This is a genomic window from Aquibacillus kalidii (genome assembly GCF_014280935.1).
GTDB lineage: Bacteria > Bacillota > Bacilli > Bacillales > Amphibacillaceae > Aquibacillus_D > Aquibacillus_D kalidii.
This window is the reverse complement of the sequence record NZ_JACLZI010000023.1, coordinates 13,549-26,303: the sequence shown is the minus strand read 5'-3', so window position 1 is coordinate 26,303 and position 12,755 is coordinate 13,549. Positions and strand designations below refer to the sequence as shown.

Here is a 12,755-nt window from a genome sequence, read left to right as displayed (position 1 = left end):
GTACCTATTTCTCTTCTTTTTCTTTATTCGATTCGGTTGGATCAGTAGGAGGATTACTATTTTTCTCATCCAAGGATATTTTACCACAAGCTACCCTTTCCCCTGCCTCTCCAGCTGGTTGGCTAATGCCGTCATCTTTAGTAGCATGAATGATAAGTGATGTTCCGTCCTGTCTTAACAGACTATTTTTACCATCCATTAGTGTTGCTCCGCTTAATGTCAGTTCTGCTTCAACTATCCCATCTGAATCTACTTCTATATTAGGTAAATCACCCAAATGAGAACCTTCCGGGTGCATTAACCCATGTTCTTTTCCTTCTGGATTAAAATGATTACCAGCCGTCTTGAAGTCAGGTGCTTCACATTTAGGATATTCATGGACATGAATACCATGAAAACCTTCTTCTAACCCTTCAAGTGATAGTTTTACCTTAACCCCATCTGGTTGCTCAGATAACGTTGCAGTACCGATGGCATCATTAGAAATATTATACATGGTAACATCTATTGGTGTTCGTTCATCGGTTTGGCATGCAACTAAAAAAATGCATAAACTAATAATCCAAATAGATATGCTTCTCCTCATGGTAGAAAACTCCCTTTCTTGGCTTTACAAAACTAGTATTGCCAAGAAAAACAAACAATAACCATAGAAGCATTAGCATCAAAATAGTCCATCCCACCCTATTTCTTAAATTATTATAAGATTGATTACTTTTTGCATTTTCCATAGACTCTCCAGTTAGAAATAAGATAGGCGATATAACGAAGCAATTCTTATGGTTTTTCTAATTTCGCGACGTTAGCTGCCCTCTAACAAAGCGAATTCTTATAGTTTTTCTAATTTCGCGACGTTAGCTGCCCTCTAACAAAGCGAATTCTTATGGTTTTTCTAATTTCGCGACGTTAACTGCCCTCTAACAAAGCGAATTCTTATAGTTTTTCTAATTTCGCAATGTTAGCTGCCCTCTAACAAAGCGAATTCTTATAGTTTTTCTAATTTCGCGACGTTAACTGCCCTCTAACGAAGCGAATTCTTATAGTTTTTCTAATTTCGCGACGTTAACTGCCCTCTAACGAAGCGAATTCTTATAGTTTTTCTAATTTCGCGACGTTAGAATTCCTTTCAAGTCACAATCTACAGCGTCGCTTTTGCACTCAGTTAATTAAAGAATGCAATTGCTAATGATTTTATCTCAACTATGCAATAAAAAAGCAACAAAATAATTAAAATAAAATGTTGGAACTACAAACAATCCCCTAAGAATTACGCTCGGTATCTTTCTGAATTTCATATTGATCATTAAATCTCTTTTCTTCTTTCTTGGATGATTTATGAATCAAATACATCGTAACCACAGCACCTATTGCAAAGATAAGTAACGATAATACTGCAGGGATATATTTGGTTTTATCTTCCGGAAAGTAAAGAAACTCCATCATAGTTACCACTTCCTTATTTTTCAAAATTTGCGTTTTCATCCGTTTTAACTATTCCAGTCTAACAGTTAAAATACTTGTACTAATTCGCATGCTTTGGCATGATAATAGTATCAAAAAAACTTGGAGGTTAAAACATGGATGACGCTAAAAACGGTGATATCGTACGTGCGCATTATAGATCAGGTTCGTACATTGGTGAAGTGATGGAAGACCGCGGGGAAAAATATTTAATAAAAGTACTCGCCGTAGTGAAACATCCATTACAGGGTGATCTTCACAACTTTGGAGAAACAGAAGGTGTCTTTTTTCATCAAAGAAAAGCACTTAGCTATCAAGAAAAAATGAACGTTTCTAAATCTGCTGTTCATCCTTATTCAGATACAGTTCCAAGCTTTAACGAATCTTTAAAAGATGCTATTCACAAACTACGATCTAAACTTCAAGAGAAGGATTCAGAATTTAATCAAAAAGCGCTAGCAAGTATAGATCAATTAGAAAATGAATATTTCAAATAAACACGTACCTGCCTCCTTTTTAAATCGAGGCAGGCTTTACTAAGTCCCAGGTACACGTAGATCCTTATTTGTTTTTTTCTTTTTTCCATATACTTTGTTTGCTATTTTGGGCGCTTGATCAAATAAAAGCATTCCAATAACGGCTGCTGCTACAACATAAATCCCACCAATGATTTTCACTGTTCCAGCTGCAACGCTTGCTATTACTACTGAAAATTCACCTCTTGCACATAATGATAAACCCGCTCTTAAAGAAACTTTTTTGGAAAGCCCGTACCAGCGGCCACCTATTATTCCTACTAATACTTTCGCTATCACTGACCAGACTAAAAGAATAAGAAGAAATAATGGCATCGGTAATCCATCACCTAAGTTAATGGAAGTACCGAAAAACACAAAAAAGGTTGGCAACATCAAGTCCCTTATTGGAATAACAACATGTTCTACCCGTTGAATATTCCCAATCTCTGCTAACATCATTCCTGCTAAGAATGCACCAAGTACTTCTGAAAGTCCTAAGTATAAAGCTAATCCTCCAAAAGCGATTGCTATCCCAACTAACAAAGCAATTTTAAAATCTTCATCCTCGATTTTATCTAATAGCCTATCAAAATGTTTAAAGACTGTTTTACTGAGTACTATTGCAAATGCTCCCAATGCAACAACCTTACCTAGTACGATCAGGAGATCTGATGACTGGAATTCTCCTCCTGCATTTAACCCAATTAGCACGGCAATAATTATTGGTGCGATGAGGTCCTCAAAGATTAAAATAGCAAGCATGAATTCTGTTTCTGTATTTGCCATACGACTCTTGTCATCCAACAATTTTGCTGTAATAGATGAACTTGTTGCATATGCTATTCCACCAACTATAAATGCACTAAAAGGATCCATCCCAAACCATATTGCAATTAACATTGAAATGCCTAAACTTAAGAAAACATCTAATAAGCCTGATGGCCAAATCTTAACAGCAATAGAGCCCAGCCTTTTAATACTAAACTCTAGCCCTAGAATAAAAAATAGTAATACAATTCCTATCTCACTAGAAAATTCGAGTAATTCGTTATGGGACAACCTATCCGCTAAAACTACACCAAATAAGATATAAAGAATAACACTCGGAAATTTAATTTTTAGACTTAAAAAACCTAAATAGAAAATGCCAAGTAATACTAATCCCGCTCCTAGCAGTGTTGGAAAATCCATATGCAAAATAAAATCATTCCTCTCCTTTACAAAGCGCTTCAAGGTCTAAAATTTGATCTTTTTTTCCTATAGCCATTAGGACGTCTCCTGGTTCCAATTTTCTATTTATATCTGGAATGGCTGTCATTTCTCCACCTTGAACAATCCCTATCACGGTAGCACCTGTTCTATTTCTAATACTCGATTCTTCTAATGATTGATTCGCAATCGGGGATTTCGCTGAAAGCTTAATATAATCAATTACAATTTGTTTCTTAAACATTTTTAACTGGTCTGCATCAACAGGCTGATAAGTCGCACCTAAAAGTTGCGCGCCTAACTCCCTTGTTTCATCAGGTGTTAAATCCATAGCAAAATCAGCTTCATCACTATCAGCATCATCAAAAAAGTAAAGTTCCCTCTTCCCTGTATGATGCACGATTACGACAAGCATACTGTCCTCTGCAGTCTTTAAAGTAATTTTTTGACCAATACCTGGCAATTGTGAAACAGATACATTCATTATTTAAAACACCTCTTCAACACTTAATTAATAGAAATCCTATGGCATTGTATTCATATAAGATACTACAAGTTAATACTAGCTAATAATAACTTATATTACAAATACGATTATAAATCCTATTTAGAGGTAAAATAAAAAAGCTAGAAGATAAATATCAACTAGCTTTTTTACTTACTATTCACCTAACTGTTCTCTAATTGTGTCCGCAATGCCTTCTAAAGCCTGCTCTTCGTCAGTACCTTCAACCGTAATTGTAATTTCGGCACCTTTGGGTACACCAAGTGACATAACACCCATGATAGATTTTAAATTAACAGCTTTGCCATTGTAATGAAGCTCAACTTGAGATTCATATTGACCAGCTTTATTTACTAGCAAAGTAGCAGGTCTTGCGTGAATTCCTGTTTCATCCGTAATCGTAAATTTCTGTTCTTTCATTTTATTATTCCTCCCTTAAGTAAAAACAAACTGCTAAAGCATGTATGGTAATGATAGAAACAGTACAATACTATTTCTATGTGATTTACGTCACTAAACTTATTATATACGAAATAATAACGTTTAGGAATAAAAAAGCAATACTTTTTAAAACGATTTCATTATTTATTATATGAATGGTATTTATAGATAATACTAGGGTTGCCATTTGTTTTCTAGCTAATGTTATGATACTTTAATTTATGGTATAAACCCATTTAAGGAGGACATTAAAATGAGTGTACATATTGGAGCAAAAAAAGGCGATATAGCTGATAAAATTCTTTTGCCAGGTGATCCGCTAAGAGCAAAGTATATAGCTGATAATTTCCTTAGAGACGCAACTTGTTATAATGAAGTCAGAGGGATGTATGGTTACACAGGCACATATAAAGGTGAAAGAGTCTCAGTGCAAGGTACAGGTATGGGAGTACCTTCTATATCTATTTATGCTAATGAATTAATTCAAAGCTATGATGTACAAAAATTAATCCGAGTAGGAACATGCGGAGCGATTCAAAAAGACGTTAAGGTAAGAGATGTCATTATAGCTTCTACCTCTTCCACTGACTCACAAATGAACAGAATGGTATTTGGTGGAATTGACTTTGCTCCTACTGCTGACTTTGATTTGTTAAAAAATGCTTATGACACTGGTGTTGAAAAAGGCTTAAAACTAAAAGTTGGTAATGTCTTTACTAGCGATAGCTTCTACCGTGATAATGTACCAGAATTATTGGAGCTATTAGATAAATATAACGTATTAGCTATAGAGATGGAAACGACTGCACTGTACACACTAGCAACCAAATTTAATCGTCAAGCGTTATCCATTTTGACTGTATCTGACCACATGATCACTGGTGAAGAAACGTCAGCTGAAGAACGCCAAACTACATTTAATGACATGATTGAAGTAGCATTAGATGCAGCTATAAAATAATTTAGTTGAGAAGATCACGATTTCTGTGGTCTTTTTTTTTGAGCTAAAATGTTGTGAACACTATTTAAGAATGCCTTACATATTTTATAAAAAGCACTTTGAGCAACAACACGAAAAAAGAGCAAATGAAAAGGGAGGCCCTTAAATGAATTATCATGTGTACAGTACAGCCCATCATTATCATAAGCCAACATATGCCATTTGTAATCGAAAAGCTTATTCAACTAGAAACCCATCCCCATATCCAGAAGTGGATACATCTCGCCTACAACAAAGCGCAAAAGCATTCAAGCCACTTATGGAAGATGCAGATAAGTTAATCCATGCATTCTCTAACTCTGATAGCTTTGCAGTAAACATCATGAATGCTGCTCAGCAATCACAAACTGAAAAAGTAAAGGAATATATAAAAGATGTTGGTATAACAAGACCTGTTGACGTTACTTATAACCCAGATGGAATTCGATTACTTTTAATTAACCAGGTAGATAATATCGAATGTTGCAAACTTACTCTAGCTTTACAATGGTAGTGTCAGATATAATGCGGAACGGGACAATTATGTATTAGACAACGCATTTACTTGTTAGATTGTCCTGTTCTGTTAAATCACTGTAAAGATCCTTTCTCGTCCGTATCAATCACAATACATTCTTTATTTTAGTATGTTATAATCAAAAAAAATCTTGTTACTTTATTAGTTTAACGATTTTATGTAAGGGTAAGCTATCGTTAATAATACAACTAAGAGAAAGGATGTTAAGTTAGTGGAATTGTTTTCGAATTTCCCATTATGGGCAGCGCTTATAGCTATTGTTTTTGCACAAGTAGTAAAAATTCCGATACAATATATTGCCACTAGGGAATTTAAACCCGGCCTTGCTTTTAGCACGGGGGGAATGCCCAGTAGCCACTCAGCTGCAGTTGCAGCATTGACAACGGGGATCGGTCTTGATCATGGTGTCTCTTCCGGATTATTTGCTGTTTCCTGCATTTTTAGTATTATAACTATGTTTGATGCCTCCGGAGTTAGAAGACACGCTGGTGAACAAGCTATCATTCTGAACATGCTAGTAAAGGACTTTCATTATTTTATTGAAGAGGCGAAAGATTGGTCTAAGAAGGGTGTTTATGAAAAACAGAAAGAACTAAAAGAGTTGTTAGGCCACCAACCAATTGAAGTGTTTTTTGGTGGTATAACTGGCATTATACTATCTTTACTAATCTACCCCTTATTTTAGAATGAAATGACAAGCTTATATAAGTGCATACATAAGCCCCCTTATTTCAAAGGGGGCTTCCGTTTCATTATTCTTTAACTTTTCTATATTGTTCTCTAAATACTTGCAGTGCCTCGGTTTCATTTAAACTATTAAGTACTTCTTCGGTTAAATGGCCTTCGCCTTTTTCAATAAGGTAAACCTCAACCTGTTTCTTACCCCACTCTTCATATACTTGCTCAACAGTTGGATAATACAAATCAATCTTGTTACCTGTAATGGCTCCACCCTTATCAGCTACAACACCATATCCATACCCCGGAACATACAAAATCGTTCCAATAGGATAAACATCCAAATCTGCTGCTATTGTAGAATAAATATCTCTTTTAACTTTAACACCAGAATAGGTAATTCCGTATTCTGGATGATCCTGTGTTTTACCCGTTGATTCTACACCAGCAGTATACCCTGTTGCAGTTACAACTGAGCTAGGATATTTATCTAGGTTTATTGTATCTTCTAATGTTTTAGGACCATCTACTTGTTGACTAGAAATATAGGTTGTTCTAGCTTGCTTATGATTCAATGCCTTCTTTTCAAGCGTGACTTTACTTATTGGCTGGACCCCATAAACGATCGATTGCTCCTCCGTGTACTGATAATTATCATCGGTAGAGATTTTCGCTGCGGAAACATTTGATACATTCAAAACAGTAGTATAGAGCGCACTTAAAAATAGTGTAGTCATTGTAATTCGTTTTAATAACTTTTTCATAATCTGATAACACCTCTCTGGGTGTCATCATTTCCAATATAAAAAGGTTTTATACATTATAGATTTTAATTCAATTAGAGATTAGAACATTTGATATCCGCTTTTGCGTAATTTTTTAATTACAATTCCCGATACAATTGTTCCTAAAAGTCCTGATAGAAGTATAACTACATCATGAACCTTTAATCCTACAAATCGGTCTCCAACAATTTGAAATGCCGAGACTGGATCAGTAAAGTAAGTTGAGATAGGAAATGTATCAACAATTAAAAGAACCACGATTGGAAATATAAACGCCATAATCCATGTTCTTCGTAAGAGCATATTTAAAATGAAAGATAAACCAAAAAACAATACGAAAAATAATACAACAGAAACGACCAACTGTATCATGTTCTTTCCCCTTTGCCAAAAATTTCATGTCCAAATCATTCTATTATGATAACTAGAAAAGCGCAAGCAATCTCTTTTATAGGAAACAACAATTAATAGTAATCCAGTACTTTAAGAAACAAAAGCACAGAGCGCAGGTAAGCGACGTACGGACTGGGACTGCGGTTACTCGTCCCACCGAAAACATTTGGACTGAGCCGTAGGAGATAAAGGCAACACGGTGAACAAAGTGATTTCGGAAATTCGACTAAGCGTTGAATTGTTATTGTACGAAGGCGAGGGAAGTCTCGCTAGTCGCTGGCTCTCGGAGCTGGACGAGGCTAATTATGCAGGTTATCCACATTTAGCAGATTTTATAATTTCATAAACTACAAAAAAAGAACTCGATTCTAGGCTAATTAAGCCTTAACGAATCAAGTCTTTTTTTCATTAAAATATATTAAACTTTCCTTTTTTAAGAACTAGTCCAATTCCACCAATTTTGAATAATGATCGATTATCAATAATCTTTTTCATAACAGAGGCAGACCAACCGAATAACTTCTTATCACCTAAGATCACACCAATTGCATCGCCATGCCCTAGTGAGGCAACAGTTCCCATGTTGTTAAATTCAAAGTTATCTAGTTCTCCACCTTTAACTAAAGCTGCAAGGTTATGTGCACATACACTTGCTTCTTGCATTGCAATTTGTGCAGTTGGAGGATATGGTCTGTCATTATCTTTGTTCCAGATTAATGCACAGTCACCCACAACAAATACATCCTCATGTGATGGCGCACGTAGATCTGGTTTCACTTCTACTTTACCACGGTTATGTTCTAGTCCGGACTTTTCAACAAGACTATTAGCTCGTACACCTGCAGCCCAAATTGTGGTGACGGTTGGAATCTCCTCTAATTCACCATCTTTTTCAATTACAATCCCATCTGGCTTACATTCTTTTAAAAGCGCACCTAACTTAAATTCCACGCCTCTTGATTCTAAAGAATTCATGGCATATTCAATTAGCTGCGGATCAAAACCTGGTAAAATCGATGGAGCTCCCTCAACGTTTATAATTCTTACTTTGCTACGGTCAATATCATACTCTTCACAAAGTTGAGGAATTCTATTAGCAATTTCACCAAGAAACTCGATTCCAGTAAAGCCTCCGCCACCAACGACAATATTTAATCTTTCTTGTTTCGGCTCAGGTTCGTTATTATACATAGCAAAGTTGTACTCGATATGCTGTTTGATTAACCTTGCTTGGTTAATACTTCCAATCGTAAAGGCATTTTCAATCAATCCTGGAATACCAAACGTCGCCGCTTCGAATCCTAATGCTACAACCAAATAATCATAATCAAGCACATCATTTTCTAATTCAACTTTCTTCTCATCCGGTTTAATAGCAACAACCGTATCTTGAACAAAGTTAACTTTACTACTATTAAGTAAATCTTTAATTTTCACTCTACTTCGATCATGATGTAATGTACCAGCAGCATTTTCATGTAACCATGTTGCCTCATAATGGTAATCATGTTTATTTACAAGTGTAATATGAGCATCATTAACACCGAGTTTTTTTTGCAATTTAACAGTTGTAGTTAAACCACCATATCCCGCCCCAAGGATAAGTATCTTTGGTTTATTCAATTCAATCACTTCCATTTATTTTATTTATTTTTAAAATATCGTGATAAATTTCACGTACTACGATATAGTTGTCACAAATTTGTAATATTTGACCTATTGCTTATCTTAGTCGTTTGGTGTCAAATTTTCAAGCTTTCTGTTAATTTTAGTTATATTCTAAATTTTCAAAATAACTTACTGTGCATAATCTATCCATTATGAAACAATCTATGTTAAAATATTTACCATCTTATGTTTATGATTATTAGGAGGATTATACATATGTCTGATAACGTTTACGATATTACCATTATCGGGGCTGGACCCGTTGGATTATTTACTGCTTTTTACGGTGGCTTACGACAAGCTTCCGTTAAAATAATTGAAAGTCTCCCACAAATTGGTGGGCAATTAAGTGCACTTTATCCAGAGAAATATATATATGACATAGCTGGATTTCCAAAAATTCGTGCTCAAGAGTTAGTTAATAATTTGAAAGAACAAACAGATTTATTTAAACCAACAATCGTTTTAAACCAATCTGTTGAAACAATCGAACGTTTAGAAGATAAATCTTTTAAATTAACAACAAATGAAGAGACACATTATACAAAAACACTAATTATTACAGCTGGAAATGGTGCATTTCAACCAAGAAAGCTTCCTGTAGATGGTGCAGAGGTATTTGAAAATAAGAACCTACATTACTTCGTCAATAACATGGAGAAGTTCCGTGATAAAAAAGTGGTATTATTCGGTGGTGGGGATTCTGCTGTTGATTGGGCCCTTATGTTGGAACCTATTGCTAAAGAAGTTACCCTTGTACACCGAAGAGATAAATTCAGGGCACATGAGCACAGTGTTGAGAAATTAATGAATTCTAAAGTACGTGTAATGACGCCTTTCGTTCCTGCTTCTTTAATCGGAACAGATCAAATTGACAAAGTAGTGTTAGAAGAGGTTAAAGGGGAAAACGAAGTAACCATCGATGTTGACGCAGTCCTTGTTAACTATGGCTTTATCTCCTCGCTTGGTCCAATTAAAAATTGGGGCTTAGAGATTGATAAAAACAGTATCGTAGTTAATTCGAAAATGGAAACAAATTTAGAAGGAATCTATGCAGCAGGTGATATTTGTTCTTATCCTGGGAAGGTTAATTTAATTGCATCTGGGTTTGGTGAAGGTCCTACAGCCATTAATAATGCCAAAGCTTACCTTGATCCCGATGCGAGAGTCCAACCAAAACACTCGACTAGCATGTTTGAATAGTACGAATTAAGAGCTGAGTAATCCTCAGTTCTTTTTTTATTTGGATATTTTTTAGTACTTAGAGATAAATTAGTAAGGAATGATCTTTACATTCCCAACTTGTATCTCCAAGGAGGAAAAGATGGAAAACATATATGAGGATAGAGTAATTCCTGTAACAAGTATTACTAGTGGGATTGGTCAAACTATATCAGATGGTGTTTATTATTTGCCAACTCAAATCGTAAATGTCATTTATATAACTGACCCAAAAACGAACCAATGGGTGTTAATAGATGCTGGCATGCCAAGATCCTCACAAAAAATTATTGACGAGGCAGAGCAGCGATTTGGTGACGATAATCCTCCAAAAGCAATCCTATTAACACATGGACACTTTGATCATGTAGGTTCCATTACTGATTTAGTAAATTATTGGAATGTGCCAGTGTACGCACATTCCCTGGAAATGCCTTACCTTACTGGAAAACAGTCTTATCCTAAAGGTGATCCTACTGTTGATGGAGGATTAATCTCGGAAGTTTCACCGTTATTTCCCAATCATAGTATTGACCTTGAACAACATGTAAAACCATTACCTGAAAATAACTCTGTTCCATTTTTACCAGACTGGACATGGATTCATACACCTGGTCACACAAAGGGACATATTTCCTTGTTCAGAGAGAAAGATAAAACATTGGTTGCGGGTGATGCATTTGTAACAGTGAAACAAGAATCACTATACAAGGTAATGACCCAAAAACTAGAAATTAGTGGTCCACCGAAATATTTCACTACAGATTGGGATGCAGCTTGGAGGTCAGTAAAGAAGCTCAACAAATTGAAACCAAGCGTAGCAATTACAGGCCATGGTTTACCCATGTCTGGCGATACGTTAACAAACGAGTTAGACAAACTGAGTACCGATTTTGATTCCATAGCAATACCGGAGCATGGACGATTTGTTCACTAATACAAAATAAGCCCGATGAGTAGTCGGGCTTATTTTGCGCTCGTATTTTTTTTACAGTTTAAATTAATTAGAAAAAAGTCCCTGGCCAGATAGCCAAGGACTTTACAATTAGCAACTCTCAGGTGTACCTTCTCTTTCCTTTGCTTTAAAAGAAGATCCACAACCACAAGATACAATGGCGTTTGGATTATCAATCGTAAATCCGCCGCCCATCATGTTTTGTTTGAAATCGATAGTTGTTCCTTCAATAACGGGGATATCTTGTTTAAAAATAATAACAGGGATATCGTTAATTTCTTCTACCATATCTAATTCTTGATTAACATCGTAGTCAAACCCTAGGGAATAAGAAAGACCGCTACATCCGCCACCTTTAACTCCGAAACGAAGACGTACATTCTCTTGACTCTCTTCTTTCATCATTTCTTTTATCTGAAGACTTGCATTGTCCGTAATATTAAGAACCATTTATAGTCCTCCTCATTATTTCTTGTTTATCTAGTATACAAAGTTTTTACTAGTCGTTCAACCTTCAAGCTTGCCAATGAAATTTTCCTGTTATCGTAGTAGTTGCTGCACCGCGCATCCATACATGACCATCCCCTGCCCAAGTAATAAATAAATCTCCACCACTTAAGTGAACACATACTTCTTGACCTTTATTAGAATGATCATTTAAAACAGCTGCCACTACAGCTGCACAAGCACCAGTTCCACACGCTTGCGTTATACCAGATCCTCTTTCCCATACACGAAAATGGACCTCTCTATCTGATATTATCTCAACAAATTCCACATTTACTCCCTCAGGGAATCGATGATCGTTAGTAATGACAGAACCTAAGCGTTTTAGAGGAGCATTTTCTATGTCATCAACAAAAAAGATAGCATGAGGATTCCCCATTGAAACAGTAGTAACAGAAAGTTTTTCATTTAAAACGTCAAATGGTTCTGATACGACCATATCATCATTATGCCCTTTCATAGGTATATCAGAACGATTCAAAATGGGATGACCCATGTCTACGGTTACTTCATGAACATTTGTGTTGTCACCATGAACTTCGGCTGTTACGTTTCCAGCCTTCGTTTCAATTGTAAATATACGTTTCTCTATTAATTTATTCTCAAAAGCATACTTTGCAACACATCTTAGACCATTGCCACAATTTTTACCTTCTGACCCATCTTTATTAAAAATACGCATCCCTACATCTGCTTGCTCAGTTGGGTGAATGAGAATCAGACCATCCGAGCCTATACCTGTATCTTTATCGGCTACTGCAACAGCAAGTGGTGCAAGATCTTCTTCCTTTATTTCAAATTCAAATAGGTTTACAAAGATATAGCTATTTCCTAGTCCATGCATTTTCGTAAAAGGAATGTTCATAGTTACCCCCAACTTGTACTTTTCTTTTTTTC

General features: G+C 35.7%; 16 protein-coding genes. 6 read left to right on the top strand and 10 right to left on the bottom strand.

Annotated elements, in window-relative coordinates; all coding sequences use genetic code 11:
* Window positions 1-4: 4 nt before the first annotated feature.
* Both H7K77_RS03970 and H7K77_RS03965 read right to left on the bottom strand, forming a co-directional pair.
* The gene (locus tag H7K77_RS03970; protein WP_186576423.1) at window positions 5-586 is read right to left on the bottom strand and encodes a superoxide dismutase family protein; all 582 of its coding nucleotides are present in this window, start codon (window positions 584-586) and stop codon (window positions 5-7) included.
* Window positions 587-1,260: 674 nt separating this feature from the next.
* On the bottom strand, window positions 1,261-1,482 hold the full coding sequence (locus tag H7K77_RS03965) for a hypothetical protein (RefSeq protein ID WP_235988828.1): 222 nt from the start codon (window positions 1,480-1,482) through the stop codon (window positions 1,261-1,263).
* Window positions 1,483-1,577: 95 nt separating this feature from the next.
* Between H7K77_RS03965 and H7K77_RS03960 the strand changes: the two genes are divergently transcribed.
* Entirely contained in the window at window positions 1,578-1,958 is a 381-nt protein-coding gene (locus tag H7K77_RS03960; RefSeq protein WP_186576421.1) for a kinase-associated lipoprotein B, read from the top strand.
* A gap of 39 nt (window positions 1,959-1,997) precedes the next feature.
* Here H7K77_RS03960 and H7K77_RS03955 read toward each other — a convergent pair whose 3' ends face one another.
* From H7K77_RS03955 to H7K77_RS03945, 3 genes are all read right to left on the bottom strand, one after another.
* A complete protein-coding gene (locus tag H7K77_RS03955; RefSeq protein ID WP_235988827.1) occupies window positions 1,998-3,170 on the bottom strand; it encodes a cation:proton antiporter in 1,173 nt (390 codons plus the stop codon).
* Window positions 3,171-3,183: 13 nt separating this feature from the next.
* Window positions 3,184-3,672 (bottom strand): cation:proton antiporter regulatory subunit, encoded by a 489-nt coding sequence (locus H7K77_RS03950; protein ID WP_186576419.1) that lies wholly within the window; start codon window positions 3,670-3,672, stop codon window positions 3,184-3,186.
* A 177-nt stretch (window positions 3,673-3,849) separates the two neighbouring features.
* The gene (locus tag H7K77_RS03945) at window positions 3,850-4,113 is read right to left on the bottom strand and encodes a phosphocarrier protein HPr (protein WP_186576418.1); all 264 of its coding nucleotides are present in this window, start codon (window positions 4,111-4,113) and stop codon (window positions 3,850-3,852) included.
* Between the two features lie 274 nt (window positions 4,114-4,387).
* On the opposite strand from H7K77_RS03945, the gene deoD reads away from it, so the two are divergent.
* The 3 genes from deoD (at window position 4,388) to H7K77_RS03930 (ending at window position 6,336) form a co-directional block, all read left to right on the top strand.
* Window positions 4,388-5,095: a purine-nucleoside phosphorylase gene (gene deoD / locus H7K77_RS03940; protein WP_186576417.1), complete on the top strand. Its 708-nt coding sequence runs from the start codon at window positions 4,388-4,390 to the stop codon at window positions 5,093-5,095.
* Between the two features lie 145 nt (window positions 5,096-5,240).
* Entirely contained in the window at window positions 5,241-5,627 is a 387-nt protein-coding gene (locus H7K77_RS03935) for a hypothetical protein (protein ID WP_186576416.1), read from the top strand.
* A gap of 235 nt (window positions 5,628-5,862) precedes the next feature.
* Window positions 5,863-6,336, top strand: coding sequence for a divergent PAP2 family protein (locus H7K77_RS03930; RefSeq protein ID WP_186576415.1), 474 nt, complete (start codon window positions 5,863-5,865; stop codon window positions 6,334-6,336).
* A 67-nt stretch (window positions 6,337-6,403) separates the two neighbouring features.
* Here the strand turns inward: H7K77_RS03930 and H7K77_RS03925 are convergent, their stop codons facing one another.
* The 3 genes from H7K77_RS03925 to H7K77_RS03915 all read right to left on the bottom strand — a co-directional run bounded on the left by H7K77_RS03925 (window position 6,404) and on the right by H7K77_RS03915 (window position 9,130).
* Window positions 6,404-7,093, bottom strand: coding sequence for a 3D domain-containing protein (locus H7K77_RS03925; RefSeq protein WP_235988826.1), 690 nt, complete (start codon window positions 7,091-7,093; stop codon window positions 6,404-6,406).
* A gap of 81 nt (window positions 7,094-7,174) precedes the next feature.
* Window positions 7,175-7,486 carry a YuiB family protein gene (locus H7K77_RS03920; protein WP_186576414.1) on the bottom strand — a complete coding sequence of 104 codons (312 nt, stop codon included), beginning with the start codon at window positions 7,484-7,486 and terminating at the stop codon, window positions 7,175-7,177.
* A 429-nt stretch (window positions 7,487-7,915) separates the two neighbouring features.
* Window positions 7,916-9,130: an NAD(P)/FAD-dependent oxidoreductase gene (locus H7K77_RS03915; protein WP_186576413.1), complete on the bottom strand. Its 1,215-nt coding sequence runs from the start codon at window positions 9,128-9,130 to the stop codon at window positions 7,916-7,918.
* A gap of 261 nt (window positions 9,131-9,391) precedes the next feature.
* Here H7K77_RS03915 and H7K77_RS03910 point away from each other — a divergent pair, with 261 nt between their 5' ends.
* Together H7K77_RS03910 and H7K77_RS03905 are read left to right on the top strand one after the other, a co-directional pair.
* A complete protein-coding gene (locus H7K77_RS03910) occupies window positions 9,392-10,378 on the top strand; it encodes an NAD(P)/FAD-dependent oxidoreductase (RefSeq protein WP_186576412.1) in 987 nt (328 codons plus the stop codon).
* A 121-nt stretch (window positions 10,379-10,499) separates the two neighbouring features.
* Complete coding sequence (locus H7K77_RS03905; protein ID WP_186576411.1) at window positions 10,500-11,333, top strand: MBL fold metallo-hydrolase; 834 nt, start codon at window positions 10,500-10,502, stop codon at window positions 11,331-11,333.
* Between the two features lie 108 nt (window positions 11,334-11,441).
* On the opposite strand, the gene H7K77_RS03900 is transcribed toward H7K77_RS03905, so the two are convergent.
* Both H7K77_RS03900 and dapF read right to left on the bottom strand, forming a co-directional pair.
* Window positions 11,442-11,801, bottom strand: a complete 360-nt coding sequence (locus H7K77_RS03900; protein WP_186576410.1) for a HesB/IscA family protein — start codon at window positions 11,799-11,801, stop codon at window positions 11,442-11,444.
* Window positions 11,802-11,865: 64 nt separating this feature from the next.
* Window positions 11,866-12,723: a diaminopimelate epimerase gene (gene dapF, locus H7K77_RS03895; RefSeq protein ID WP_186576409.1), complete on the bottom strand. Its 858-nt coding sequence runs from the start codon at window positions 12,721-12,723 to the stop codon at window positions 11,866-11,868.
* Window positions 12,724-12,755 lie beyond the last annotated feature (32 nt).